24 protein-coding genes are annotated in these 26,127 nt (G+C 63.9%); 11 read left to right on the forward strand and 13 right to left on the reverse strand.

Features of this window, described 5'->3' with window-relative positions:
* Nucleotides 1–33: 33 nt before the first annotated feature.
* Nucleotides 34–1,215 (reverse strand): ABC transporter substrate-binding protein, encoded by a 1,182-nt coding sequence (locus ACVIGB_RS15085; RefSeq protein WP_456722039.1) that lies wholly within the window; start codon nt 1,213–1,215, stop codon nt 34–36.
* Between the two features lie 290 nt (nt 1,216–1,505).
* Here ACVIGB_RS15085 and ACVIGB_RS15090 point away from each other — a divergent pair, with 290 nt between their 5' ends.
* Nucleotides 1,506–1,868, forward strand: coding sequence for a hypothetical protein (locus tag ACVIGB_RS15090; RefSeq protein ID WP_456722038.1), 363 nt, complete (start codon nt 1,506–1,508; stop codon nt 1,866–1,868).
* Here ACVIGB_RS15090 and ACVIGB_RS15095 read toward each other — a convergent pair.
* Both ACVIGB_RS15095 and purU read right to left on the reverse strand, forming a co-directional pair.
* Nucleotides 1,858–2,658 (reverse strand): metallophosphoesterase, encoded by an 801-nt coding sequence (locus ACVIGB_RS15095; RefSeq protein ID WP_456722037.1) that lies wholly within the window; start codon nt 2,656–2,658, stop codon nt 1,858–1,860. The two genes, ACVIGB_RS15090 and ACVIGB_RS15095, sit on opposite strands and share 11 nt — an antisense overlap.
* A gap of 65 nt (nt 2,659–2,723) precedes the next feature.
* Entirely contained in the window at nt 2,724–3,587 is an 864-nt protein-coding gene (purU, locus tag ACVIGB_RS15100; protein WP_173637658.1) for a formyltetrahydrofolate deformylase, read from the reverse strand.
* Nucleotides 3,588–3,722: 135 nt separating this feature from the next.
* Between purU and ACVIGB_RS15105 the strand changes: the two genes are divergently transcribed.
* Nucleotides 3,723–4,565: a uroporphyrinogen-III synthase gene (locus ACVIGB_RS15105; RefSeq protein WP_456722036.1), complete on the forward strand. Its 843-nt coding sequence runs from the start codon at nt 3,723–3,725 to the stop codon at nt 4,563–4,565.
* Between the two features lie 114 nt (nt 4,566–4,679).
* On the opposite strand, the gene fcl is transcribed toward ACVIGB_RS15105, so the two are convergent.
* The 3 genes from fcl to ACVIGB_RS15120 form a co-directional block, all read right to left on the reverse strand.
* Complete coding sequence (gene fcl, locus ACVIGB_RS15110; RefSeq protein ID WP_456722035.1) at nt 4,680–5,636, reverse strand: GDP-L-fucose synthase; 957 nt, start codon at nt 5,634–5,636, stop codon at nt 4,680–4,682.
* Nucleotides 5,617–6,717, reverse strand: coding sequence for a GDP-mannose 4,6-dehydratase (gene gmd / locus ACVIGB_RS15115; protein WP_456722034.1), 1,101 nt, complete (start codon nt 6,715–6,717; stop codon nt 5,617–5,619). Before gmd ends, fcl begins: the two co-directional genes overlap by 20 nt.
* Nucleotides 6,718–6,859: 142 nt before the next feature.
* Complete coding sequence (locus tag ACVIGB_RS15120; RefSeq protein ID WP_092115508.1) at nt 6,860–7,534, reverse strand: Crp/Fnr family transcriptional regulator; 675 nt, start codon at nt 7,532–7,534, stop codon at nt 6,860–6,862.
* Between the two features lie 397 nt (nt 7,535–7,931).
* Between ACVIGB_RS15120 and ACVIGB_RS15125 the strand changes: the two genes are divergently transcribed.
* From ACVIGB_RS15125 to ACVIGB_RS15150, 6 genes are all read left to right on the forward strand, one after another.
* Nucleotides 7,932–8,753: an ABC transporter ATP-binding protein gene (locus ACVIGB_RS15125; RefSeq protein WP_456722033.1), complete on the forward strand. Its 822-nt coding sequence runs from the start codon at nt 7,932–7,934 to the stop codon at nt 8,751–8,753.
* Nucleotides 8,750–10,678: an AMP-binding protein gene (locus tag ACVIGB_RS15130; RefSeq protein ID WP_456722032.1), complete on the forward strand. Its 1,929-nt coding sequence runs from the start codon at nt 8,750–8,752 to the stop codon at nt 10,676–10,678. Before ACVIGB_RS15125 ends, ACVIGB_RS15130 begins: the two co-directional genes overlap by 4 nt.
* A gap of 142 nt (nt 10,679–10,820) precedes the next feature.
* The gene (locus ACVIGB_RS15135; protein WP_456722031.1) at nt 10,821–11,714 is read left to right on the forward strand and encodes a branched-chain amino acid ABC transporter permease; all 894 of its coding nucleotides are present in this window, start codon (nt 10,821–10,823) and stop codon (nt 11,712–11,714) included.
* Between the two features lie 3 nt (nt 11,715–11,717).
* The gene (locus ACVIGB_RS15140; protein WP_173637664.1) at nt 11,718–12,791 is read left to right on the forward strand and encodes a branched-chain amino acid ABC transporter permease; all 1,074 of its coding nucleotides are present in this window, start codon (nt 11,718–11,720) and stop codon (nt 12,789–12,791) included.
* Between the two features lie 50 nt (nt 12,792–12,841).
* Nucleotides 12,842–14,125 carry an ABC transporter substrate-binding protein gene (locus ACVIGB_RS15145; protein ID WP_456722030.1) on the forward strand — a complete coding sequence of 428 codons (1,284 nt, stop codon included), beginning with the start codon at nt 12,842–12,844 and terminating at the stop codon, nt 14,123–14,125.
* A 160-nt stretch (nt 14,126–14,285) separates the two neighbouring features.
* Nucleotides 14,286–15,125, forward strand: a complete 840-nt coding sequence (locus ACVIGB_RS15150; protein WP_456722029.1) for an ABC transporter ATP-binding protein — start codon at nt 14,286–14,288, stop codon at nt 15,123–15,125.
* A gap of 64 nt (nt 15,126–15,189) precedes the next feature.
* Here the strand turns inward: ACVIGB_RS15150 and ACVIGB_RS15155 are convergent, their stop codons facing one another.
* Entirely contained in the window at nt 15,190–16,338 is a 1,149-nt protein-coding gene (locus tag ACVIGB_RS15155; protein ID WP_456722028.1) for an AGE family epimerase/isomerase, read from the reverse strand.
* A 95-nt stretch (nt 16,339–16,433) separates the two neighbouring features.
* On the opposite strand from ACVIGB_RS15155, the gene ACVIGB_RS15160 reads away from it, so the two are divergent.
* A complete protein-coding gene (locus ACVIGB_RS15160; protein WP_456722027.1) occupies nt 16,434–17,657 on the forward strand; it encodes a phenylacetate--CoA ligase family protein in 1,224 nt (407 codons plus the stop codon).
* Between the two features lie 94 nt (nt 17,658–17,751).
* Nucleotides 17,752–18,282 (forward strand): HAD-IIIA family hydrolase, encoded by a 531-nt coding sequence (locus ACVIGB_RS15165; RefSeq protein ID WP_456722026.1) that lies wholly within the window; start codon nt 17,752–17,754, stop codon nt 18,280–18,282.
* A 32-nt stretch (nt 18,283–18,314) separates the two neighbouring features.
* On the opposite strand, the gene ACVIGB_RS15170 is transcribed toward ACVIGB_RS15165, so the two are convergent.
* Genes ACVIGB_RS15170 through ACVIGB_RS15180 form a run of 3 tightly spaced genes read right to left on the reverse strand, consistent with a single transcriptional unit; the run spans nt 18,315 to nt 20,948 of the window.
* Nucleotides 18,315–19,412, reverse strand: a complete 1,098-nt coding sequence (locus ACVIGB_RS15170) for a DegT/DnrJ/EryC1/StrS family aminotransferase (protein ID WP_456722025.1) — start codon at nt 19,410–19,412, stop codon at nt 18,315–18,317.
* A gap of 10 nt (nt 19,413–19,422) precedes the next feature.
* Nucleotides 19,423–19,890: an acyltransferase gene (locus ACVIGB_RS15175; protein WP_456722024.1), complete on the reverse strand. Its 468-nt coding sequence runs from the start codon at nt 19,888–19,890 to the stop codon at nt 19,423–19,425.
* Nucleotides 19,887–20,948: a Gfo/Idh/MocA family protein gene (locus tag ACVIGB_RS15180; protein WP_456722023.1), complete on the reverse strand. Its 1,062-nt coding sequence runs from the start codon at nt 20,946–20,948 to the stop codon at nt 19,887–19,889. The genes ACVIGB_RS15175 and ACVIGB_RS15180 overlap by 4 nt, the downstream gene beginning before the upstream one ends.
* 364 nt (nt 20,949–21,312) lie before the next feature.
* On the opposite strand from ACVIGB_RS15180, the gene ACVIGB_RS15185 reads away from it, so the two are divergent.
* On the forward strand, nt 21,313–22,674 hold the full coding sequence (locus ACVIGB_RS15185; protein ID WP_456722022.1) for a hypothetical protein: 1,362 nt from the start codon (nt 21,313–21,315) through the stop codon (nt 22,672–22,674).
* A gap of 46 nt (nt 22,675–22,720) precedes the next feature.
* Here the strand turns inward: ACVIGB_RS15185 and ACVIGB_RS15190 are convergent, their stop codons facing one another.
* The 3 genes from ACVIGB_RS15190 to ACVIGB_RS15200 form a co-directional block, all read right to left on the reverse strand.
* The gene (locus ACVIGB_RS15190; RefSeq protein WP_456722021.1) at nt 22,721–24,025 is read right to left on the reverse strand and encodes a nucleotide sugar dehydrogenase; all 1,305 of its coding nucleotides are present in this window, start codon (nt 24,023–24,025) and stop codon (nt 22,721–22,723) included.
* A gap of 127 nt (nt 24,026–24,152) precedes the next feature.
* Complete coding sequence (wecB, locus tag ACVIGB_RS15195) at nt 24,153–25,202, reverse strand: non-hydrolyzing UDP-N-acetylglucosamine 2-epimerase (RefSeq protein WP_456722020.1); 1,050 nt, start codon at nt 25,200–25,202, stop codon at nt 24,153–24,155.
* Nucleotides 25,203–25,210: 8 nt separating this feature from the next.
* Nucleotides 25,211–26,122, reverse strand: coding sequence for an NAD-dependent epimerase/dehydratase family protein (locus tag ACVIGB_RS15200; protein WP_456722019.1), 912 nt, complete (start codon nt 26,120–26,122; stop codon nt 25,211–25,213).
* Nucleotides 26,123–26,127 lie beyond the last annotated feature (5 nt).

A 26,127-nucleotide genomic window follows, 5' to 3' on the forward strand; every position in this document is an offset into this window, starting at 1 on the left:
AATGCGCGCCCCGGGATGACGCGCTTTCGCGCGTCACTTCTTGGTCTTGCCGGAATCCTTGACGGCCTCGAAGGTCGCGAACTCGACGTTGTACAGTTCGCCGTCGACCTTCTCGACCTTGCGGATATAGATGTTCTGGACGATGTCGCGGGTTTCCGGATCGATCGAGATCGGACCGCGCGGGCTCTCCCACTTCATGCCCTTCATCGCCTCGATCAGCTTGTCGCCGTCGGTCGCGCCGCCTGTCTTCTTCAGCGCCTCGTAGATCAGATGGATGCCGTCATAGCCGCTGACCGCCATGAAGCCCGGCCGGTTGCCGAACGCCTTCTTGTAGGCGGCGACGAAATCCTTGTTCATCGCGGACGGATGCGCCGCCGAATAGAGATGCGCCGTCACCGCGCCGAGCGCGGCATCGCCCATGTTGTTGAGCAGGTCGTCGTCCATCACATCGCCGGGGCCGATCACCTTGATGCCGCTCTTGTCGAGCCCGCGCTCGGCATATTGCTTCATGAAGTTGCCGCCCTGCCCGGCCGGCACGAACACGAACATCGCGTCGGGCTTGGCATCCTTCATGCGTTGCAGGAACGGCGCGAAGTCGGGGTTGGCGAGCGGCACCTTGACCTCTTCCACGATCTCGCCGCCGCCGGCGGTGAAGTGCTGCTTGAAGAAGGTCAGCGCGTCGTTGCCCGGTGCGTAGTCGGAGGTCAGCGTCGCGACCTTCTTGATGCCGTTCTTGACCGCCCAGTCGCCGATGATGGTGGAGGACTGCGCCAGCGTGAAGCTGGTGCGCACGATATAGGGCGAGCGCTCGGTGATGATCGAGGTGCCGGCGGCCATCACGACTTCCGGGATCTTGGCCTGCGTCGCCAGCGGCGCCGCGGCCAGCGCCGCGGGCGTCACGCCGAAGCCGGCGATGAAATTGACCTTATCGTTGACGATCAGTTCCTGCGCGAGCCGCTTGGTGTTGTCGGGCACCGCGGCGTCGTCCTTCAGGATGATCTCGATCTTCTTGCCGGCGACGGTGTCGCCCTTCTGCTGCATGTAGAGCTTGATCGCGTTATCGATCTGCTTGCCAGTCGAGGCCTGGCCGCCGGTCATCGGCAGGATCAGGCCAATCTTGACGGCGTCGTCCGCCCGTGCCGGCACGCTGGCGTACAAACCCGGAAGCACGGCCGAAGCGGCGCCCCACAGCAATATCTTGCGACGATTGAACATCGACGTCCCTCCCCCTTCCATTGTTCTGCGTCGAGCCGAGTGCCCGGCCCTTGCCTTACCTTAACCCAAGCATGTCACGGCCGAGCCGTAACGCGACAAGGCGTTTCCCCGCGCCCTCTGTCAATCGGACGATGGACGTGTGTCGCGCGCCGCGATTTGGCCCGCCGCAGAGACAAGTATCAGGATACCAGAATCATTCCCCGAAACTCAACGCCCCCACAAGAACCGCTCTCGCCTCTCAGGCCTCCGTCGGCCCGCTTCATTTGTACGATCGTACAAATCAATCAGTAATGTCAACAAACAAGCACAATTGCAGCCGAACGGTCGCGCCCGAGATCATCATCCATAAAGACCAGGGCTGTATGCTGCCGCCAATGCCGATCTTCACACGCCACATCCCTGCCCTGACTGCGCTCGCGCTCGCGGCCTGCGCGCTCGGGGGATGCAGCACGATGAACCAGAAGGTCTCGGCCGGCATGGCCGACACCATCCCGGCCTGGGCCGGCGGCCTGCCCGCAGACGCACCGCCGCGGGCGGGCACCCCCGAATACGACAAGTTCATGCAGGAGCGGGAACGCAAGCGCCTTATGCCAGCGGCGGAGCGTGGCGACGACGCCAAGCCGGCGGCGCCGGCGCAGAACGCTACCCAATGACTGCCTGGCTGGGCGAATCCTCGCTGAGGATTTCGCCGCGGTAGCCGAACTCCACCATATGTACGGTGACATAGTCCGCGCCGATGAACGCGACGCCATAGGACTCCGGCAGATCGGCGACGGTCAAGACCTCCGCGAACACGGGATAGCTGGCATGGTTCGTTCCGCGCAGCGAGGTCGTGGGGACACCGGCAACCGAACCGCTCAGCACCATGTGGCAGTGACCGAAGAAGATGTGCAGGATCTTGCTTCGGTGCTTCGCGACGATCGACCGGAACGCGGCATCGTCGAGCAGGCCGATCCGGTCCACCGGGGCGATATGCGTCGGGAATGGATTGTGATGCATGAACAGGACGAACGGACCGTCATGCTCCGATAGCTGCCGCTCCAGCCAGGCCTGCCGCCTCTCGCAGAAACTGCCGGTGGCGGTCTGCGGCTCGTAGGTATCGAGGAGCAGGCAACGGCCGAACGGAGCGTCGTGAACGCCCCGCGCGAAGCCGTCCGCGTCGGCGCATTCGGGAAACACGCCGAGAAACGTCTCGCGATGGTCGTGGTTGCCGATACAAAGCCGCGTCGGGATCGGAAACCGGCTCAGGCGTTCGCGCAGCAATTGATAGTCGGCGAGGTCGCCGAGATCGGAAAGATCGCCCGAGATCACCATGAGCTCGGCGTCGCGATGATCGGCAAGCACATGATCGAGCGCACGCTCGAAATTCAGCAGAGGATCACGGCCGAAGATCGTCCTCGCCGGCGCCGTCAGATGGATGTCGCTCATGTGGATGAGTTTCATGCAGCACCTCGATGCAGAGCGACACCATCGCCGTCAAAAGCGCGGCAACCGGGCGAACCTGCGGATCAGTCCACGAACACCACGGTCTTGCGCCCGTTGAGGATGACGCGGTCGGCGAGATGGTAGCGGATCGCGCGCGCCAGCACCCGGCGCTCGATGTCGCGGCCCTTGCGCACGAGATCCTCGGGCGTGTCGCGATGGCTGATACGCTCGACGTCCTGGTCGATGATCGGCCCCTCGTCGAGATCGCTGGTGACGTAATGCGCGGTGGCGCCGATCAGCTTGACGCCGCGCTCATGCGCCTGGTGGTAGGGCTTGGCGCCCTTGAAGCCCGGCAGGAAGGAATGATGGATGTTGATGCAGCGGCCCGACAGCCGCGCCGACATCTCGTCCGACAGGATCTGCATGTAGCGGGCGAGCACCACGAGGTCGGTATTGGTGTCCTGGGCGAGCTTCCAAACCGCGTCTTCCTGCTGCCGCTTGGTCTCTTTGGTCACCGGCAGATGATGGAACGGGATATCGCCGAAATCGAGCGATCCGTAGCTCTCACGCGGATGATTGGAGACGATGGCGGTCGGGATCATCTCGAGCTCGCCAGTACGCCAGCGATAGAGGATGTCGACCAGGCAGTGATCGGACTTCGACACCAGCAGCATCACCCGGCGGCGGCTGGCGCGATCGCGCATCTGCCACTCCATGCCGAAGCGTTCGGCGATTGCGGCAAAGCCGGTCTGCAGCGCCGGCAGCCCGACCGCGAGGTCGGCCGCGGTGAACACCACGCGCATGAAGAACTTGCCGGTCTCGATGTCGTCGAATTGCTGGGCGTCCAGGATGTTCTGGCCATTATGCGCCAGAAACGTCGAGACCGCAGAAACGATCCCGGGTCGATCCGGACAGGACAGGGTCAGAACGAATTGATGGTCGGGCATGCCAATTGACCAAAGCTTGAGCAGATGCGTGGAACGTTCATTTTCGGCCTCCGTCTACACCGCAGGCGGCCTTGCGCCAATCCCGGCGCGGGGGTCAAATCGAACAAATGACGACAATGTTTGTTAGGGACCATCATGGCTGACCGGCTGAACGGCTACCGCATCCTGATCCTCGAGACGCGCGAGGAGGCGCAGTTTTCGCGCCTGCTCGCCGAGCAGGGTGCCGACGTGCTGCAATGCCCGATGTTCACCATCCACGACGCGCCGGATCCGGCGCCGATCGAGGCCTGGATTCGCCGCGCCATCGAGCGGCCGCTCGACGACCTCGTGCTGATGACCGGCGAAGGCCTGCGCCGGCTGATGAAGGTCGTACGCCGGATCGGGGTCGAGGCGGAGTTTGTCACGAGCCTCGGCAAGGCGCGCAAATTCGCCCGCGGCCCCAAGCCCGGCCGCGCGCTGCGCGAGATCGCCCTGAAGCCGCAAATGACGACGGAGAAGCCGACCTCGGAAGGCGTCGCCGAGATGCTGTCGAAGCTCGACCTGAGCGGTCATCGGCTCGGCCTGCAGCTCTATCCAGACAAGGATCACGCCACGCTGATCGGCGCGATCAAGGCGCAGGGTGCCGAAGTCGATACGGTGCTGCCTTATATCTACGATGCGCAAGCCGCCGACGCCAACATCGTGACCGCGATCGAGGAGATGGCGCAAGGCCGCATCGACGCCGTCGCGCTCACCAGTTCGGGTCAGGTTCGTCGCCTGATCGAGGTGGCCCAAGCGCATCGCTGCGAGGCGCAATTGCGCGAGGGCTTGCAGCAGACCCCGATCGCTTCCGTCGGGCCGGTGGTGTCGGACGAATTGAAGACCTACGGCCTATCCACCGACATCTACCCGGCGAACGACGCGTTCTTCATGAAGCCGCTGATCTCCGCGATGGCGACTGCGCTGGCGAAGGCACCGCCGCGCGCGACGGCGAGGTAACGCTCGCCCCCGTCATTGCGAGCGCAGCGAAGCAATCCATTTCGGGACGTGACGAGACGATGGATTGCTTCGTCGCTTCGCTCCTCGCAATGACGACTCGGAGCGATCCAACGATTATTTCGCCGCCTGCTTGGTCTCGTTCAGATAGGCCTGGTACGCGAGCTTGATGCCATCCTCGAGCGAAGTCGCGGCGCGCCAACCGAGTTTGGCGAGCCGGCTGACGTCGAGCAGCTTGCGCGGCGTGCCGTCCGGGCGTGAGGAGTCGAAGCTGATCTCACCACGATAGCCGACAGTAGCGGCGACCACGCGGGCGAATTCGGCGATGGTGATGTCCTCGCCGGTGCCGATATTGACCAGCTCCGGCGAGGAATAGGCCTTCATCAGATGGATGCAGGCGTCGGCGAGATCGTCGACATAGAGGAATTCACGGCGCGGCGTGCCGGTGCCCCACACCACGACGTTACCAGCGCCGGAAACCTTGGCCTCGTGGAAGCGGCGGATCAGCGCGGCGACGACGTGGCTGTATTCGGGATGATAATTGTCGCCGGGACCGTAAAGATTGGTCGGCATCACGCTGATGAAATCGGCGCCATACTGGCTGCGATAGGCCTCGGCCATCTTGATGCCGGCGATCTTGGCGATGGCATAGGGCTCGTTGGTCGGCTCCAGCGGGCCGGTCAGCATCGAATCCTCGCGCAGCGGCTGCGGCGCCAGGCGCGGATAGATGCAGGACGAGCCGAAGAACATCAACTTCTCGCACCCGTTGGCGTGTGCCGCCTGGATCACATTGGTCGAGATCGCCAGATTGTCGTAGAGGAATTCCGCCCGCAGCGTGTTGTTGGCGACGATGCCGCCGACCTTGGCGGCGGCGAGGAACACGGCCTGCGGCCGCTTCGCGGCAAACCAGGCGTTGACCGCGGCCTGGTCGCGCAAATCGACCTCGCCGCGCGACACGGTCAGCAGATCCGCCTGTTCGCGCGCCAGACGGCGCATCAGCGCCGAGCCGACCATGCCGCGATGGCCGGCGACGAAAACCGACTTGCCCTTCAGCTCAAACGCCGTGCTTGCCATTGGCCGCATCCTGCCTGGCCTCGACGAGATCGCTGGCGACCATTTCCTTCACCAGTTGCGCGAACGGCGTCTTCGGCGCCCAGCCGAGCTTGGCGCGCGCCTTGCTGGCGTCGCCGATCAGAAGATCGACCTCGGTCGGACGGAAATAGACCGGGTCGATCTGCACCAGGGTGTTGCCGGTCGCCTTGTCGACGCCGACCTCCTCGACGCCCTTGCCGCGCCATTCGATGCTGCGGCCGACCTCCGCAAATGCCAGCTCGACGAACTCACGGACCGAGCGCGTTTCGCCGGTCGCGAGCACGAAGTCGCCGGGCTCGTCCGCCAGCAGGATCTTGTGCATGCCCTCGACATAGTCGCGGGCGTGGCCCCAGTCGCGCTTGGCATCGAGATTGCCGAGATAGAGCTTGTTCTCCAGGCCGACTTCGATGCGGGCGACGGCGCGGGTGATCTTGCGCGTCACGAAGGTCTCGCCGCGGATCGGGCTCTCGTGGTTGAACAGGATGCCGTTGCTGGCGAACATGCCGTAAGCCTCACGGTAGTTCACCGTGATCCAGTAGCCGTACAACTTGGCGACGCCGTAGGGCGAGCGCGGATAGAACGGCGTGGTCTCCTTCTGCGGCACCTCTTGCACGAGCCCGTACAGCTCCGAGGTCGAGGCCTGGTAGAACCGGGTCTCCTTTTCCATGCCGAGGATGCGGATCGCCTCCAGCAGGCGCAGCACGCCGATGGCATCGGCGTTGGCAGTGTATTCCGGGCTCTCGAAACTGACCTGAACGTGGCTCTGGGCGGCGAGGTTGTAGATCTCGGTCGGCCGGATCTGCTGCATCAGCCGGATCAGATTGGTCGAATCGGTCATGTCGCCGTAGTGCATCAGGAACGGCACGTTGCCGGCGTGCGGGTCCTGGTAGAGATGGTCGACCCGCGCTGTGTTGAACGAGGACGAGCGGCGCTTGATCCCGTGCACGGTATAGCCGAGGCCGAGCAGATATTCGGCGAGATACGCGCCGTCCTGCCCGGTGATGCCGGTGATCAGCGCAACGCGCCGCTTTGAGTCCTGAGCCGCCGAATCCTTAACCGCCATGTCATCTCCAGAGAGCGCGAAAACCGCGCGGTCCCGACGAGGCCGGTCTGTAGCATCCGGCCTGCTTCAAGTCTAATGGCATAATCGTTTGAAATCAGGACTTTAGAGCCTCGAAAAGTGGCGTCGTTCGGCCCCGAGCCGGTCACTCCCCGTAATGGCGCAGCCGGTCGAGCTCGATGATCGTCACCCCGCCATATTCGAGCCGCAGCAGGCCCTCGCGCTCGAGCCGTTTCAGGCACTGATTGGCGTTCTGCCGGGAGATACCCGACAGCGCCCCGATCTCCTCCTGGGTGATCTCCAGGTGCAAGGTGAGCTCGGGGTAGAGAATCGGATTGAATAGCGAGGCGATCGAGCGCGCCAGCCGCGCGGTGGCGTCCAGCGTGCGGCCATATTCGAGCAGCGCGATGAACTGGCCGAGCCGCTCGTTGAGCTGTCCCACCAGGAAGCGGTTGAAGCCGACGCTGTTCTCGAACAGCCAGACGAAGGTCCGGCGATCCATCATCGCGAGGCGCGTGTCGCGCAGCGCGACCACGTCGTAGCGCCGCAGCTCGTTCTTGAGCACGGTCCCCTCGCCGAACCAGGCGCCGGCGGTGAGGCCTGCGAAGCTCGCCGCCTTGCCGCCGCGCGACACGATGCCCATCCGCGCCAGCCCGGTGACGATGCCGGTCCAGTACTGGAAATTGTCGCCGCGCATGAAGATGAATTCGTTGGCACGGTAGGACTTCTCGGAAATGCCGGCGCGCGCGATTTCGATCTCTTGCTCGCTCAGTTCGCGCGACCAGGCCGCAATGCGCTTGAGGTAGTCAGCAGCAATCATTCTAGCGACGGCATCCCACCCCAAGATACTGACACGATATTGCACCGCAGCAACGCCGTGCGCGAAGCCAGGAACCCGCTTCCTGGAATGCCAACGAAAATTCCTGACCAATTGTCGGGCACATGACAATTCAACCTATCGCTTTCTCGTATTCAGAGCCACCTCGCCTATCGCCGCGCAGCGCCTTGATGGATCGCTGACCGCGGACGACGCGAGAGACGGGCTTGCAGGCGGGGTGCGGCGTTACCGCACATGACGCAGGCGATCGGGGCGAGCGATGCCCCCGAGCGCCGGCTTCATTAGTCGGATGGTCTCCCTCCGGCGGCCCATGTAAGATCGAAGCAGGATCGAAGCGAAGATAAAGAGCGCCAAAGCGCCCGTATCTGGAGGGAACAGGGTGGCTAACAGTCTCGAGGTGCGCGGAGTCTCATTGCGCTTTGGCGGCGTCCGCGCGCTGACCGAAGTGAGCTTCGGCGTCAACGACGGCGAGCTGTTCTCCATCATCGGCCCGAACGGCGCCGGCAAGACCTCGATCGTCAACTGCATCTCCGGCCGCTACCGGCCGACCGAAGGGCAGCTGTTCTATCGCGGCCAGGACATCACCGACCTCACCCCGAACGCGCGGCCCCGTCTCGGCATCGGCCGGACCTTCCAGAATCTCGCGCTGTTCCACCATATGAGCGTGCTCGACAACATCATGGTCGGCCGCCATCACCTGCTGAAGAACAACTTCATCACAGGATCGCTGTACTGGCTGACCGGCGCGCGCCGCGAGGAACTGGAGCACCGCCGCAAGGTCGAGGAGATCATCGACTTCCTCGATCTGCAGTCGGTGCGCAAGGCGACCGCCGGCACCCTGCCCTACGGCTTGCGCAAGCGCGTCGAGCTCGCCCGCGCGATGGCGCTGGAGCCGCAGCTGATCCTGCTCGACGAACCGATGGCCGGCATGAACTTCGAAGAGAAGGAGGACATGGCGCGCTACATCGTCGATCTCAACGAAGAGTTCGGCATGACGGTCATGATGATCGAGCACGACATGGGCGTCGTGATGGATATCTCCCACCGCGTCATGGTGCTGGATTTCGGCCGCAAGATCGCCGAGGGCGATCCGGCGGCCGTGCTCGCCGATCCCCACGTCAAGCGCGCCTATCTCGGCGAAGAGGACGATGTGCTGGTCGGTCCCGACGACAAGCCGGCGGTGCGGGAGAGCGCGGCATGATGGACTATGCCGGTCGGGCCGCGCGGGCCGACACCTTTCCCAAGATGCTGCGCCTGAACGCCAGGGAGCACGGAGGCGAGATCGCACTGCGCGAGAAGGATCTTGGGCTGTGGCGCGAATTCACCTGGAACGACTACCAGACCCGCAGCCATGATTTCGCGCTCGGCATGGTCGAGCTCGGCCTCGGCCGCGGCGACGTGATCGGCATCATCGGCGACAACCGGCCGGACTGGGTCGCCGCCGAGATCGCCAGCCACGCGATCGGCGCGATGAGCCTCGGCCTCTACCGCGACGTGCTGGATGAGGAAGCTTCCTATCTCCTGATCTATGGCGAGGCCAAGCTGGTCTTCGCCGAGGACGAGGAACAGGTCGACAAGCTGCTCGGGCTTGCGGACCGCGTGCCCAATCTCAAGCACATCGTCTATTCCGACCCGCGCGGCATGCGCAAATACGACGATCCGCGCTTGATGGAGGCCAGCAAGCTCGTCGCACTGGGCCGCGACCGCGCCGCGCGCGAGCCCGGCCTGTACGAGCGGCTGGTCGACGCCACACGCGGCGAGGACGTTGCGATCCTCTGCACGACCTCGGGCACGACGGCCAACCCGAAGCTTGCGATGCTCTCGGCCGGGCGCGTGCTGCGGCACTGCGCGACCTATCTCGCCTTCGATCCGAAGGGGCCGGACGACGAATATGTCTCGGTGCTGCCGCTGCCCTGGATCATGGAACAGATCTACGCGCTGGGCAAAGCGCTGCTCTCCCGGATGAAGGTCAACTTCGTCGAAGAGCCCGACACGATGATGAACGACTTCCGCGAGATCGCGCCGACCTTCGTGCTGTTCGCGCCGCGGGTCTGGGAATCGATCGCGGCCGACGTGCGCGCCGGCGTGATGGACGCCTCGCCGTTCAAGCAGCAGCTCTACGACCTCGGCATGAAGACCGGGCTTGCGGCGCTCGCCGAAGGCAAGCGCTCTGTCTTCGCCGACCAGGTCTTGTTCCGTGCACTGCGCGACCGGCTCGGCTTCACGCGGCTGCGCTCGGCGGCAACCGGCGGCGCGGCGCTCGGACCGGATACCTTCAAGTTCTTCCAGGTGATGGGCGTGCCGCTGCGCACGCTGTACGGCCAGACCGAGCTGCTCGGCGCCTACACGCTGCATCCCGAAGGCAAGGTCGATCCCGATACCACCGGCGTGCCGATGGCCGACAACATCGAGATCCGCATCGACAATGCCGACGTCAACGGCGTCGGCGAGATCGTGGTGCGGCACCCGAACATGTTCCACGGCTACTACAGGAACCCCGAAGCATCGGTCGCCGACATCAGGGACGGCTGGATGCACTCGGGCGATGCCGGCTACTACAACGACAATCGGCAGCTCGTGGTGATCGACCGCATCAAGGATCTCGCCGAGACCTCGCGCGGCGAGCGCTTCTCGCCGCAATTTATCGAGAACAAGCTGAAGTTCTCGCCCTATGTCGCCGAGGCCGTCGTGCTCGGCGCCGGCCGTGACGCGCTCGCCGCGATGATCTGCATCCGCTACTCGATCATCTCGAAATGGGCGGAGAAGAACCGGATCTCGTTCACGACCTATACCGACCTGTCCTCGCGGCCCGAGGTCTACGCGCTGTTGAAGAAAGAGGTCGAGACGGTCAACGCCACCCTGCCGCCGGCGCAACGCATCTCGCGCTTCCTGCTGCTCTACAAGGAGCTCGACGCCGACGACGGCGAACTGACGCGGACCCGAAAGGTCCGCCGCGGCGTGATCAACGAGAAATACGCCGATATCATCGAGGCGATCTACCGCGGCAAGGCCAACATTCCCGTCGACACCGTGATCCGCTTCCAGGACGGCACCACGCAGCGCGTCCGCACCATGCTCGAGGTCGTCGATCTCGGCCGCGCCGCGATCGCGGAGGCTGCGGAATGACTATTCAAGCCGCGCGATCCGCATATTTGGCCCTCATGCGCGGGCTTGACCCGCGCATCCATCCCCTTCGCAAGGGTCCTCTTTCGCGATGGATCGCCGGGTCAAGCCCGGCGATGACGATCTGCAAGGTTGGCAACACCCCATGAACATCCAGTTCCTGATCCAGCTGATCGTCAATGGCCTCGTGGTCGGCACGCTCTACGGCGTGGTCGCGATGTCGTTCGTGCTGATCTACAAGGCGACGCAGGTCGTGAACTTCGCGCAGGGTGAATTGCTGCTGGTCGGCGCCTGGGTGTGCTGGGCGCTGCTGACGAAGTACCAGCTGCCGTTCTGGGTGGGCATGCCGATCACGCTGGTGTTCATGTTCATCTTCGGCATCGCGATCCAGGTCGTGATCCTGCGGCCGATGATCGGCGAACCGATCATCTCAGTCATCATGGTGACGATCGGCCTCTCGACCGTGTTCCAGGCCGCGCTGAAGTGGATCTTCGGCGTCAACCCGCAGCCGTTCCCGCAGATATTCCAGAGCCAGTCAGTCAGCCTGTTCGGACTGCAGATCCAGACCGTCTATGTGATGAGCCTCGTGGTCTCGCTTGCCATGATGGTCGGCATGGCCTGGTTCTTCCGTGCCTCCAAATACGGCCTGGCGATGCGCGCCACCGCTTTCAACCAGCAGGTCGCGCAATCGCTCGGCATCTCCGTGAAGAGCGTGTTCGCGATGGCGTGGGCGATCTCGGCCACGGTCTCGGCGGTCGCCGGCGTCGTGGTCGCCGTGGTCAACGGCGTGTCGTCCGGCCTCTCCGCCTACGGCATCAAGGTGTTTCCGGCCGCGATCCTCGGCGGGCTCGACTCGGTCGGCGGCGCGGTGCTCGGCGGCATCATCATCGGGCTGCTGGAAAACGTCGCCCAGTATGTCGACAGCGAGTATCTGCACTGGGGCAATCTGTACGAGATCGCGCCGTTCTACGTCCTGATCATCATCCTGATGATCAAGCCGTACGGGCTGTTCGGCACCAAGGACATCGAGCGGGTCTGATCAATGGCAACGAGCACCCTCATTCCGTCGGGCGACTTCCGCACCAGCTACGCGGCCGACACCACGATCTTCCCGACCGCGACCAGCCGCAACTTCGCGATTCTGGGCATCGCGCTCGCCTGCTTCGCGCCGATGCTGCTGTCCAACTACCTGCTCTCGATCGCGATCCAGATCGGCATCTTCGCGATCGCGGCGCTCGGCCTCAACGTGCTGGTCGGCTTCACCGGCCAGATCTCGATCGGCCACGCCGCGTTCTTCCTGTTCGGCGCCTTCACCTCGGCCTACATCTCCAACAACGCGCCGATCCCGGTGTTCTTCGCGATCCCCCTCGCCGGCGTGATCACGGCGCTGGTTGGCCTGGTGTTCGGCGTGCCGGCGGCACGGCTGAAGGGGCTCTATCTCGTCATCGCAACGCTCGCCGCGCAGTACATCCTGCTCGACTTCTTCTCGCGCGCCGACTGGTTCTCGGGCGGCTCGGTGCCGGCCAGCGCCAATCCGTTCTCGATCTTCGGCTACACGCTGCGCGGCGACCGGCAGTATTTCTACGTCGTGCTCGCCTACATGGTGATCAGCTATCTGCTGGTCACCAATCTGATGCGCACCCGCGACGGCCGTGCGCTGGTCGCGATCCGCGATCACTATCTCTCCGCCGAGATCATGGGCATCAACCTGACCAAGTATCGGACGCTGTCGTTCGGACTTGCCGCCTTCTTTGCCGGCATCGCGGGCGCGCTCTACGCGCACTATCAGCTCGTCGTCTCCCAGGAAGGCTTCGGCATCGAGCGCTCGGTGCTGTTCCTGGCGATGGTCATCATCGGCGGCACCGGCTCGGTGATGGGCACGCTGATGGGCACAGCCTTCGTGGTGCTGCTGCCGGAATCGATGGAATGGCTAAGCGCTTGGCTGAAGGGCAGCGCGATCGACAAGGCGCTGCAGCTCAACAACAACATCACCTTCCTGCGCGAGATCGCGATCGGCCTGATCATCATCGGCTTCCTGATGTTCGAGCCTGACGGCCTCGCGCATCGCTGGCGGCAGATCAAGGCCTACTGGAAGCTCTATCCGTTCTCGCACTAGCGCTTGGAACAACTCAAATTCGGTTCAACGAATAAAAGGAGGAAACAACGATGACGATTAGATCCCTTTTGAGCTCGGTCTCGCTTGCGCTGCTGGTCAGCAGCGCGGCCGCCACCGCGCAGGCGCAGATCGCCATCGGCCATCTGCAGGACCTCTCGGGCGGCACCTCCGACGTCGGCACGCCCTATGGCCAGGGCGTCGCCGACACCTTCGCCTGGGTCAACAAGAACGGCGGCGTCGGCGGCAAGCAGCTCAGCGTCGACAGCAACGACTACGGCTACCAGGTGCCGCGCGCGATCGCGCTGTACAAGAAGTGGTCGGCATCCGACGCCAAGGTCGCGGCGATCATGGGCTGGGGCACGGCGGACACCGAGGCGCTGACCGGCTTCCTCGCCCAGGACAAGATCCCCGACATGTCGGGCTCCTACGCGGCCGCGCTGACCGATCCTGAAGGCACCAGCGGCAAGGCCAAGCCCGCGCCGTACAACTTCTTCTACGGCCCGAGCTACTCGGATGCGCTGCGCGCCGAGCTGACCTGGGCGGCCGAGGACTGGAAGGCGAAGGGCAAACCCGGCAAGCCCAAATTCGTCCACATGGGCGCCAACCACCCCTATCCGAACGCGCCGAAGGCCGCCGGTGAGGCGCTCGCCACCGAGCTCGGCTTCGAGGTGCTGCCGCCGCTGGTGTTCGCGCTGTCGCCCGGCGACTACTCGGCGCAGTGCCTGAGCCTGAAGAGCTCCGGCGCCAATTACGCCTATCTCGGCAATACCGCGGCTTCCAACATCTCGGTCATGAAGGCCTGCAAGACCGCCGGCGTCGACGTCCAGTTCCTCAGCAACGTGTGGGGCATGGATGAGAATGCCGCCAAGACCGCGGGCGATGCCGCCGACGGCGTGATCTTCCCGCTGCGCACGGCGGTCGGTTGGGGCGGCAATGCGCCCGGCATGAAGACGGTGATGGAAATCTCGAAGATGTCCGATCCGTCGGGCAAGGTCTATCGCCCGGTGCACTACATCGCCGCGGTCTGCAGCGCGCTCTACATGAAGGAAGCGCTGGATTGGGCCGCCAAGAACGGCGGCGCCACCGGCGAGAACGTCGCCAAGGGCTTCTACCAGAAGAAGGACTGGGTGCCGGCCGGCATGGACGGCGTGTGCAATCCCTCGAACTGGACCGAGAAGGATCATCGCCCGACGACGAAGGTCGACCTCTATCGCGCGAAGGTTTCCGGCGCGACCGATGGCGACATCAACGACCTGATGGGCAAGGGCACGATCAAGCTCGAGAAGGTGAAGACCGTCGAACTGCCGCGCAAGCCGGAATGGTTTGGCTGGTGAGGCCGTAACTCAGGAAGTCGTCATCGCCCGCGAAAGCGGGGGATCCAGTACGCCGCGGCCTCTCGATTGATCGCTGGCGCCTCTGGAATACTGGGTCACCCGCTCTCGTGCGCAGTTGCGCACGAAACGCGGGTGACGACAGTGGAGAGTGATCGAGACCATGAACGAAACCCTCGAAACGGCCCGCCCGGTGCCGACGGCAGTCCCGCCGCCGCCACTGCTCAGCGTCAACAATATCGAGGTCGTCTATGACGACGTCATCCTGGTGCTGCGCGGCCTCAGCCTCGAGGTGCCGAAGGGCGCGATCGTGGCGCTGCTCGGCGCCAACGGCGCCGGCAAGTCGACCACGCTGAAGGCGATCTCCGGCCTGCTCAAGACCGAGGACGGCGAAGTCACCCGCGGCGAGATCCTGTTCGAGGGCCAGCGCATCAACGGCATCGATCCGGACAAGATCGTCCGCCGCGGCATCTTCCAGGTGATGGAAGGCCGCCGCATCGTCGCCGACATGACGTCGCTGGAGAATCTGCGGCTCGGCGCGTTCACCCGGCGCGACCGCGAGGTCTCGGCCGATATCGACATGGTGTTCAAATATTTCCCGCGCCTGAAGGAGCGCACCGGCCTCGCCGGCTACCTCTCCGGCGGCGAGCAGCAGATGCTCGCGATCGGCCGCGCGCTGATGGCGCGCCCGAAGATGATCCTGATGGACGAGCCCTCGATGGGATTGTCACCCCTGCTCGTCAAGGAAGTGTTCGCGATCATCAAGGAGATCAACCGCGATCTCGGGGTCACGATCCTGCTGGTCGAGCAGAACGCCCGCGCCGCGCTGTCGGTCGCGAGCCATGGCTACATCATGGAACAGGGCAAGGTGGTGCTCGACGGCTCCGCCGACGAGCTGCGCGACAATGAGGACGTCAAGGAATTCTACCTCGGCGGCGCCGGCGACCAGCGCAAGAGCTTCAAGAACCTGAAGAGCTTCAAGCGGCGCAAGCGCTGGCTGTGAGGATATCGGGCGTTTTCGGGCGGAGTTGCGTGTGCAGAAAACGCGTCAGACCAGAAAGGCGGTTCTATCCGAGCACCTGCTCGGCCTCAGTGACCACGCAGAGCACATGGTAGAACGAGGACGCCGGGATCGTGGCGACCAGCGACCTGCCCTCGCGGTCGAACTGGTCGTACCAGCCGCCGGCCACGGGATGGCCGAGATAGTGCCGCTCCAGCAGCACCAGCGCCGCGCGGGCCTCGTCCGCCGCGCCAGCTTCGCCCGACTCGGCCTGCGCGATCCAGGCCTTCGCCAGCTCGCTCTGCGGCCACAGCCGCCTGCTGTGGCGGCGGATGTTGCCCTCGGCATCGCCCTCGTCGATCAGGCAGCCGGTGGCGTCGCGATAGCGCAGCGCAGAGGCCAGGAGCTCGCCGCGCGGGCGTCCCGTGGGGCAACCGGTGATCCGTTCAAATCCCTTCAGCAGCCAGACCCATTCCGCGAGGTGCCCGGGCTCGACGCTGACCGGCGGTATCCTCGACCAGTCCTCCTCGAAATATTCACCGAGGGTGTGCGTCTGCTTGTCGTAGAGGTTGGCCAGGAACAGCGCGAAGAAATCGCCGGCACGGTTCTGGAACGACAAATCGTGGGTCGCGTCGAAGCAGGCGATCATCGCCTCGAACAGATGCATCTGCGGGTTCTGCCGGCGCGGCATCGACGGCGGCAGGCCCTCCTGAAACCCGCCATGGGGCGAGCGCAGCTGGGTGTCGAGGAACGACAGCAGCGCGTCGATCTCGGCGCGGATCTGGGCGTCCTGGTCGAGGCCGTAGGCGGTCGCCAGCGCGAGCAGCACGAAGGCATGGCCGTAAGTGTCGCGCAGCGGATTATGCACGCCGCCTTCCGGCGTCAGGCTGAACACGAAGCCCGGCCGGCCATCCGGCGCCTTCGCCTTGGCCAGCAGGTAGTCCAGCCCCTTCAGCGCGATCGCGCGGCCCTCGGGATACCAGCCCATCTGGGCCGCCTTGGCGTAGCAATAGATCTGGCGCGCCTGCACAAGCAGGCGGCGCGGCGCGGTGCTGTCGGCTGTCCCATCCTGATGCAGCCGGTCGACAAAGCCGCCGGCCGTGCCGTCCCAGCCGACCGTCGACCACAGCGGCAAGGCGTGGTCGATGATGCGGTGCTTCAACCTCGCGACGACGTCGGCGGCCCCGTCCGCCGCAACGCTCTCTGCCTCAGCCATCGTGCTCCCTGGAACCGTCCCAATGTCAGCGGTCCCCGTCTGATAGCACGGGCGGACCGACACGCCACCTGCGCAAATCCTCTCAAGGACCTGCCATGACCGACCATTACGATGCCCTTGAAACGCGCGAGCCGGCCGAGCGCGAGGCCGCCCTGTTCACCCGGCTGCCGGACGTGCTGCGCAAGGCGATGGCAGCGCCCGCCTATGCCAACCTGCTGAGGGGCATCGATCCAGCGTCCATCACCAGCCGGGAGGCGCTGGCGGGGTTGCCGGTGCTGCGCAAATCGGAACTCCCGGCCCTGCACAAGGCCGCCCCGCCCTTCGGCGGCTTCGTGGCCGACAAGCCCGGCTCGTTTGCCCGGCTGTTCACCTCGCCCGGACCGATCTTCGAGCCCGAAGGCCGCCAGGCGGACCCCTGGCGCGGCGCGCGGGCGCTGTTTGCGGCCGGCTTTCGCGAAGGGGACGTGGTTCTCAACACCTTCAGCTATCACCTCACCCCCGGCGGCTTCATCTTCGACGCCTCCGCGCGGGCGCTCGGCTGCGCGGTGATCCCGGCTGGCCCAGGGAATACCGAGCAGCAATTCGAGCTGATCGAGGCCTATCGCCCGGTCGGCTATAGCGGCACACCGGATTTCCTGAAGATCCTGCTCGACGCCGCCGCAGCGGGCGGCCGCGACGTGTCTTCGATCAAGCGCGCCCTGGTCTCCGGCGCCGCCTTTCCGAAATCGTTGCAGGAGGAGATGAAGTCGCGCGGCGTCGAGGCCTACCAGGCGTTCGGCACGGCCGATATCGGCCTGATCGCATTCGAGACGCCAGCGCGCGAGGGGATGACGGTCAATGAGGATTTGATCCTGGAGATCGTCAAGCCCGGCACCGGCGATCCCGTTGCGCCCGGTGACGTCGGCGAGATCGTGGTGACCTCGCTCGATCCGCATCATCCGTGGATCCGCCTCGCGCTCGGCGATCTGACTGCCGCCCTGCCCGGCGCGAGCCCGTGCGGACGCACCAACATGCGCATCAAGGGCTGGATGGGCCGCGCCGACCAGACCACCAAGGTCAAGGGCATGTTCGTGCGCCCCGAGCAGATCGCCGAGATCGGCAAGCGCCATCCCGAGCTCGGACGGCTGCGCCTCGTCGTCACGCGCGCCGGCGAGGCCGACGCGATGACGCTGAAAGCCGAATGCGCTTCGGCGCCGGCTACCCTGCTGAACGAAGTTGCGGCCACGCTGCGTACCGTGACAAAACTCGGCGGCGCCGTCGAGCTGGTCGGCGCGGGCTCGCTGCCGAACGATGGCAAGGTGATTGCGGACGAGCGATAGACCGCTCCCCGTTGTGGTCCAGTCCGCATTGTCGCGGGCGGCATTGTGAACTATTGAGCTGGCTCATGCCTCGCGGAGACGGGATCATCACCTCATGAGCAGCGCTTCCGAAAGTGAGCCGCGACGGCCGGCGGTTTTCTTCGATCGGGACGGCGTCCTGAACCGGGATATTGGTTACCTGTTCGAGAGCCACAGGCTGGTCTGGATCGAAGGCGCCCGCGAGGCGGTGAAGGCCGTCAACGACATGGGCTATCTCGCGTTTGTCGTGACCAACCAGTCAGGCGTTGCAAGAGGCCTCTATGAGGAGGCGCACATCCGGCAGCTCCACGACTGGATGGCCGCCGAGCTCGGCAAGATCGGCGCGCATATCGACGCCTTTGAGTATTGCCCGTTCCATCCGGAAGGAACCGTTGAGCGATATCGGCAGGTCAGCCCCCGACGCAAGCCGTCGCCGGGTATGATCACCGATCTGCTGGAGCGCTTTCCGGTCGATGTCGAACGAAGCTTTCTGGTCGGTGATCAACCGACCGATCTGGAGGCCGCACGCGCAGCGGGCCTGAAGGGTTACCTGTTCTCAGGCCCCAATCTGGAAGCATTCCTGAAGCCGCTGCTGCAGCGAAGCTGAGCCCCGCACCCGGTGCGAGGCCACCATCGCGATCAGAACTTTCGAACCAGGTCGATCACCTCATCCTGCTGCTGGCGCGTGATCTCGGCGAAGATCGGCAGCGAGAGAATCTGGCCCTGATCGCGATGGGCGTTGGGAAATTGCTCCGACCGGTGGCCAAACCGTGCATAGGCCGGCAGGAATGGCAGCGCGGTGGGGTAGTTGATCGCGGTCTGCACACCATTGGCGTTGAGGTGCGCGGCGAGCGCGTCGCGGCGCGGGTGCCTAATCGTGTAGAGGTGGTAGACGTGGCTTCGCGCCGGCGCGACCTCGGGCACCACGACATCCTCGATCTGGTTGAGGCCGGCGTCGTAGACCTCGGCTGCGGCCTGCCGGGCCTCGGTCCATGCGGTGAGATGGGGCAGCTTGGCGGAGAGGATCGCGGCCTGCATGCCGTCGAGCCGGCTGTTGACGCCCTCGATGTGGTGCTGGTGCTTCACCAGCCCGCCATGGCGCGCCAGCATCGCCATTTGCTCGGCGAGCGCCGCATCATTGGTGACGACCGCGCCGGCATCACCCATCGCGCCGAGATTCTTGCCGGGATAGAATGAATAGGTCGCGGCCTCGCCGAACGTTCCGACCATGCGGCCCTTGTAGCGCGCGAGATGGGCCTGGGCGCAATCCTCGATCACCCAGAGCTTGTGCTTCTGCGCGATCGCCATAATCGCGTCCATGTCCGCTGGCTGGCCGTACAGATGCACCGGGATGATGCCGACCGTGCGCGGCGTGATCGCGGCCGCGATCGCCGCCGGATCGATCGTGAACGTCGCGTCGTCGGTGTCGCAGAACACGACGGTGGCGCCGGAATGGGTGATCATCGCCGCAGTCGAGATCCAGGAATGCGCCGTCGTGATCACCTCGTCGCCCGGCTTCACCTTCAGCGCGCGCATGGCGAGGTAAAGCGCATCGGTGCCGTTGGCGCAGGATACGCAATGAGCGACCTCCACGGCCGCGGCGAATTCGCGCTCGAAGGCATCGACATAGCTGCCGCGGATGAAGGCGTTGTCGCGGATCACGCCGGCGATCGCCGCATCGATCTCGCTCTTGATGGACTGGTATTGCAGCTGCAGGTCGGCAAACGGCACCGGCATCGATATTCCCCTATTGGCTCGCCAGCAGCCGGCGCGCCGGATTGCCCGCATAGGTGCCTGATATCGTGATGTCCTTGGTCACGACAGCCCCTGCGCCGATGACGACGTCATCAGTGATCCTGACCGGCATGATCGTGGCGTTGGAGCCGATCGACACCCGGTTGCCGATGACAGTCTCGCGCCACAGCTCCTTGCGGCCGCGCGCCGGGCCGCCGATGGAGAACGTGTCGTTGACGAACATCACGCCGTGTCCGACGAAGCAGTCCTCGCCGATGGTGACGAGCTCGCAGACGAAGGCGTGCGATTGCACGCGGGTGCGTGCCCCGACGACCACGCCCTTCTGGATTTCGGTGAAAGGCCCGATGAAGCAGTCGTCACCGAGCTTGCAGCCGTAGAGGTTGCAGGGCTCGACGATCTTGACGCGTTCGCCGAACGCGACCTCGCGCACGCTGGCCTGATGCACTTCCGGCCGATTCACGAAACGACACCCAGCCGGCTCAACCGCGGCGTGAAGCGCAGCGCAACTTCCTCTCCGGTCTCGATCGACTCATAGAGGGCCGAGATCAGCTCCAGGCTCTTGCGGCCCTCGAGCCCGTCGACCAGCGCAGCGCGCTGGTTCTCCAGGCAATCGACCACATGATGATAGTAAGCCTGATGGCCGAAGCCGTAGACGTTGGGCGGGTTGACCGAGAACTTCTCCACGACGTCCTTGTCCGACGGCAGCTCATTGACAAAGCGCCAGTGCCGGATCTGGTTGACCGCGAAACCGGAAATCTCGACCGTGCCCTTTTCGCCCAGGATCGACAGCGAGCCTTCGAGATCGGTCGGGCGCGCCGCGGTGGTCGCCTCGATGATCCCGAGCGCGCCGTTGCGGAACTTCAGCGTCGCGACGGCGGTGTCCTCGGTTTCGATGTTGGCCAGCGCCGTCGTCGCACGCGCATGCACGCTCACCACGTCGCCGAAGAACCACTCCAGCATATCGACATGGTGGCTCGCCTGGTTGGTCAGCACGCCGCCGTCATAGGCCCAGGTGCCGCGCCAATCGTCCTGGTCGTAATAGGCCTGGTCGCGGCACCAGCGCACCCGGACCGTCCCCAGGATGAGCTTGCCGAAGCGCCCGGCATCGAGCGCCTCGCGCGCCTTGACGACCGGCACGTTGAAGCGGTTCTGTTTGACGATGAACATCTTGATGCCGGCCTCGTCGCAGGCCCGGATCATGTCGTCGGCGTCCTGCAACCGCAGCGCCATCGGCTTCTCGACCACGACGTGCTTGCCCGCCCTGGCGCAGGCGATCACATGCGCGGGATGCAGCCCACTCGGCGTCAGCACGGCAACGGCGTCGATATCCTTGCGCGCCAGGAACTCGTCCAAGTCGTAATGGGCGGGAACGGCGAACTTCCCGGCAATCGCATCGGCACGCGCACGAAGCGGATCGCAAACTGCAACCAGGCTCGCTCCCGCGATGTGATTGCCACCCAGGAGATCGGAATGGCGCTTGGCGATACGCCCGCACCCGAGCAGGCCAAATCTGATCATGCAACAGGCCCTGTCTTGTCTCGTGACCAGCCATTGCAGCCAGCCGAAGAGCCGAGGGAACAAGCGGCCTTGCGAGCCGCAGCATAGCGTCCATTACCCAGAAAACTCGGGATAAGGCAAGGCCTTGCCCCGATCGGACAGCACGACCCGCGGCGGATTTGTTGCTCAAGGCAACGCCGCCCTGCATCACCGGCAGGAAAAGCGGCAAGAAGCACCAGCCTATCCTTGTCGTCCTAGCGGCGCCGTGCCATGTCGTTGGACACAGGAGGCGTCATCGTGTGGTGATTATTCGGGCCCAGCCTGCTCGAATACGATCACCAACGAGATAGTCCAAACGCGGAGCCCGGTACGGCGGCAAATGAGGATGAACCATCGCGTCATGCAGCTGGAGCCGGATTTGGGCTGGCGCCAAGCCAAGCTTGCCCTGCTCGCCTATGCCCACGTCGCGATTTGCTGCATCTCGCTGTACTGCATCACGATCACAGATTCGTTCCCGGGCGTCATCGGCTTCGACAAATCGCACCTGACATCTGCGATCCTGAACGTTCTGGTGTTCAGTCCCGTCGTCATCCTGTTCGCAATCAGCCGCTTCAGTTTCGGCTATCTCGTCGGCTTCTACTTCTACATTATGGTCCTGGGATATCTCTGGCTGATCGAGTTCTCGCTGCTCGACTACGATCACCGCCTGGCACTCATCTCGATCGTGCTGTCGGCGTTCGCCTTCCTTGTCCCCACACTGTTTATCACCTCGCCGATGCGGCAGGCTGTCGTCATGCCGGCCCGCGCCTTTTACATGATGCCTTCCGTCATCCTGATCGCCTCGGCCGCGATCATCGGCATCGGCGCCCTCTACAACCTCAAGCTGGTCGATCTCAACGAGATGTACAAATATCGCGCCGAGGTCGCGTTGCCGGGCATCCTGCGATATGCGGTCTGGATCGTCTCAAACGCCCTGTTGCCGCTCGCCTTTGCCTGCTTCGTCACCAGCAAGCGGTTCTGGCAGGCAGGGATCGCGCTCGCTCTGATGCTCCTGATCTACCCAATCATGCTGACCAAGATGGCGCTGTTTGCGCCGGTCTGGCTGCTGTTTCTCGCGCTCGTCTGCAAGCTGGCCGAGGCCAGGGTTGCAACGATCCTATCGTTCTTCCTGCCTGTGCTGATTGGCACGATCCTGTTCGTCCTGGTCAAGACCGATCTGTTTCCACTCAAGCCCGGACTGATCTATTTCGGCACCGTCAACACCAGGATGGTTGCGATCCCGTCGCTCGCCCTCGAGATCTACAACAACTACTTCTCAGCACATCCGCTGACCCATTTCTGCCAGATCAACGCGGTGAAGCTCGTGGTCGCGTGCGCCTACGACGAGCCGATATGGGCCGTCATGGCCAGGTCCTACGATCTCGGTGCTTTCAATGCTTCGCTCTTTGCCACCGAAGGCATCGCATCGGTCGGCCTCGTGCTCGCGCCGGTGTCCGCACTGGGCTGCGGCTTGATCATTGCTCTCGGCAATCGCCTCTCGTCCGGGTTGCCGCCGCAATTCGTACTGCTATCCGCCGGACTTCTCCCGCAAGTTCTCCTCAACGTACCACTTTCGACAGCCCTGCTCACGAACGGCACCGGGCTGCTCTTCCTGCTCTGGTACATTGCACCGCGGTCGGCCTTCGACCAGACGGCAGCGTCGACAGTCGCAGTGAGCGATCATCGACCAGGTGCTGAGGCCGCCTAGTGCTACGGTTCTGGGCGAATGGCAGCCGGAGCGCCTGCGAGATCGCCTAGGCGCGAATGATATTGTCCGCCGGTTGAGGAAACTTTCCGCGACAATCGACCAGCAGCGGCGCATGCGCGCCGAGCAGTTGATAGTCGAACTTGTCGTGGTCGGTCGCAAGCAGGACGCAATCGAATCCGCGCAGACTGTCCTCGGTGAGCGCGACACTCGACAGATCGAACGAATGCGCCCGCATCTTCGGGAACGAGGGGACGTGCGGATCGCTGTAGGACACCTTGGCGCCAAGATCGCGAAGCCGTTCCATCAAGGCCACCGACGGCGATTCGCGGACGTCGTCGACATTCTTCTTGTAGGCGATGCCGAGAACCAGGATCGAGCTGCCGCTGATCGACTTGTGCCTCTGATTGAGCGCCAGCGAAATCTTCGACACCACGTAGTCCGGCATCGAGGAATTGATCTCTCCGGCGAGTTCGATGAAGCGCGTGTGCATGCCGTATTCCCGCGCCTTCCACGTCAAATAGAACGGGTCGATCGGAATGCAGTGACCGCCGATGCCGGGACCGGGGTAGTACGGAACGAACCCGAACGGCTTGGTTGCGGCCGCGCGGATCACCTCGTGAATGTCGATCCCCATCTTGTCGGCAACCATCTTCATCTCGTTGACGAGACCGATGTTCACCGAGCGATGGATATTCTCCAAGAGCTTGGTCAGCTCGGCGGCCTGCGTCGAGCTCACCGGAACGACCTTGTCGATCACCTGGCCATAGAGCGCGATGCCGGCCTCGAGACATGCCGGCGTGCAGCCGCCGCAGACTTTCGGAATGGAACGCGTCGTGAAATTCTGGTTGCCGGGATCTTCGCGTTCCGGCGAGAAAACGAGAAATACGTCCTTGCCGACGGTGAAGCCGCACTTTTCGATGCGCGGCTTCAGTTCCTCCTCCGTCGTACCGGGATAGGTCGTGCTTTCGAGCGACAACACCATTCCCTGGTGGAGATACGGCAGCAGCGACTCCGTGGTGTTCAGCACGAAGCTGAGATCGGGCTCGCGATACTTGTTGAGCGGCGTCGGAACGCAAAGGATAAGCGCATCGACCTCGCGGGCGCGCGAGAAATCGGTCGTCGGCTCGAACCCAAGCTCCGTCGCATTCTTGATGCTGGCGCTCGAGATATGCTCGATATAGGAGCGGCCGGCGCGAAGCGCGTCGACCTTGGTCTGGTCGATATCAAAGCCGATCACCTTGTAGCCGACCTCGCAATAGCGAAGCATCAGAGGCAGGCCGACATAGCCCAAACCGACGATGCCGATCTTGGCCGTTCTCTCGTTGAGCTTCGCGATCAATTCGGAATTCATTTCATCACTCGTACGGGGTTGTTACGGATAATCGGCCTGAAAACCATCTAACTGGGCCTCTGATAGCGCCATAGCGGCAAAGCCACAACCCTGGAAGCCGTGCTGGAGGCCTCTCCCGACGGCAAGGCTATCGCGGGCCGCCTGAGCTCAATAGGCGCGCGACGTGGTAGGCGGCGCGACCAGTCCCATACTCGTCGATATCGCGCCGAACGGCCTGCGACGACTGCTTCCAGAGCCGGTTCCACCCGTGCGTGATGGTCTCCGTCCACTCGGTCTCGTCACGCAACGTGATGCACGGCACACGATGGAAATAGGCTTCCTTCTGCACCCCTCCCGAGTCCGTATAGACTTCGAGGGCGTTGTGCAGAAGCTTCGCCATATCGAGGTAGCCCACTGGATCGATGACCTTCAAGCCGTCCAGATCGACCCCCATCGCCAACGCAGCCTGTCGGGTGCGTGGGTGCAGCGGGAGGACAACGGGAAACTTTCGCGACTGATCCTGCAAGAACTGCACGACCGCGAGAAGCTGCTGCCGATCGCCGGTGTTCTCGGCGCGATGGATCGTCGCGAGCGCATATGTCTTCGAGGCCAACCCGAGATTGGTCAATATCGTCGAGCTCTTCTCTGCCTTGTCGGTCACGAACAGGGTCGCATCGTACATCACGTCCCCGACGTGATGTACGCCGGCCGTCACGCCTTCAGCGGCAAGATTGGTGACGGCAGTCGTCGTCGGACAGAGCTGCAGAGCGGAGAGATGGTCTGTCACGACCCGATTGATCTCTTCCGGCATGCGGCGGTTGAACGATCGGAGCCCCGCCTCGACATGCGCGACCGGAATGTGCAGCTTCGACGCCGCGAGAGCACCGGCCAGCGTCGAATTGGTGTCGCCGTAGACGACGACCCAGTCGGGCTTTTCCTCGAGCAGGATCGGCTCGATCGCCATCAGCATGCGTCCCGTCATATCGCCATGGCCGCCGCCATTGATATCGAGATGATGTCGCGGCTTGGGAATGTCGAGCTCTTCGAAGAAGACGTCGGACATGTTGGGATCGAAATGCTGGCCGGTATGCACCATCACTTCCGAGAGCCCGTCGGTCTCCCGGATCGCGCGACTGACGGCCGCGGCTTTGATGAACTGCGGCCGGGCACCAACTATGGTCAAAATCTTCAGCGTCATGGACTTCACTAACGGTGTTGCGATTCAGCCAGACGATGATCCGGTGCGTCGACAGGGCTCGCAGAGATCGTCTTTTGAATCCCTTCCTTGAACTGCACAAATCGCCGCAAGTCCAAACGAGATGCAAGGCGGCTCAGGTCAGGAACAATATCGACGGCAGGGGTGTTCGGGTTCACGATCTCGAACTTCGGTTCGAGGCCGAGCTGCTGACCTATCGTGTTCGAGATCTGCCGGATTGAGAGCGTCTCGGAGGCCGCCACGTTGAGCGTATCCGTCCAGGACGACGCAATGCTCGCAAGGATGACCTCGACGATGTCTTCGATGAAGGTGGGAGCAAGGCGAATCCCCTCCTCGCCGCCGGAGAGCTGGATCGCCCCGCCGTCCTGGATCCTGCGTATCAGTTGCGGAATGAGCCGATCGCGCTGGCCCGGGCCGTACGGAAAGAACAACCGCAGAATGCTCAAGGAAAGAATGCTGGAGAACGGCTTCGCAACGACTTCAGAGGCAAACTTGCTCGCGCCGAGGAAGCCGGGGGGCGCAAGGCCGGCATCCTCTCTCAGCGCTGCCGCGAACGGCTCGTAGACCGCCCCCGACGACAGCAGGCAAAAACGCTTGACCGCCGCCCGAGCCGCCCAATCCAGCAGCCGCATCGTCATGCCGACGTTGACGTCAAACATCTCGCGCGAATCCGCGGGGAAATCGCGGTAGCGCCGCGACTGGGCGGCATGAACAACGACATCGATCGTCTTCGGGAAGCTGGAAGCTTCGATCGAAGCCGCTCCGTCCCAAACCACGGTCGTTCCGAAGGCGACCGACGTTCCCGGCCGGCAAACGCAGAAGAGCTCGTGCCCCTCGGCCACCAACCGAGGGCCGAGAGCAGAGCCGACGAAACCGCTACAGCCCGTCAATAATATCCGCATGCCCG

It is taken from the genome of Bradyrhizobium sp. USDA 4341, assembly GCF_054063755.1.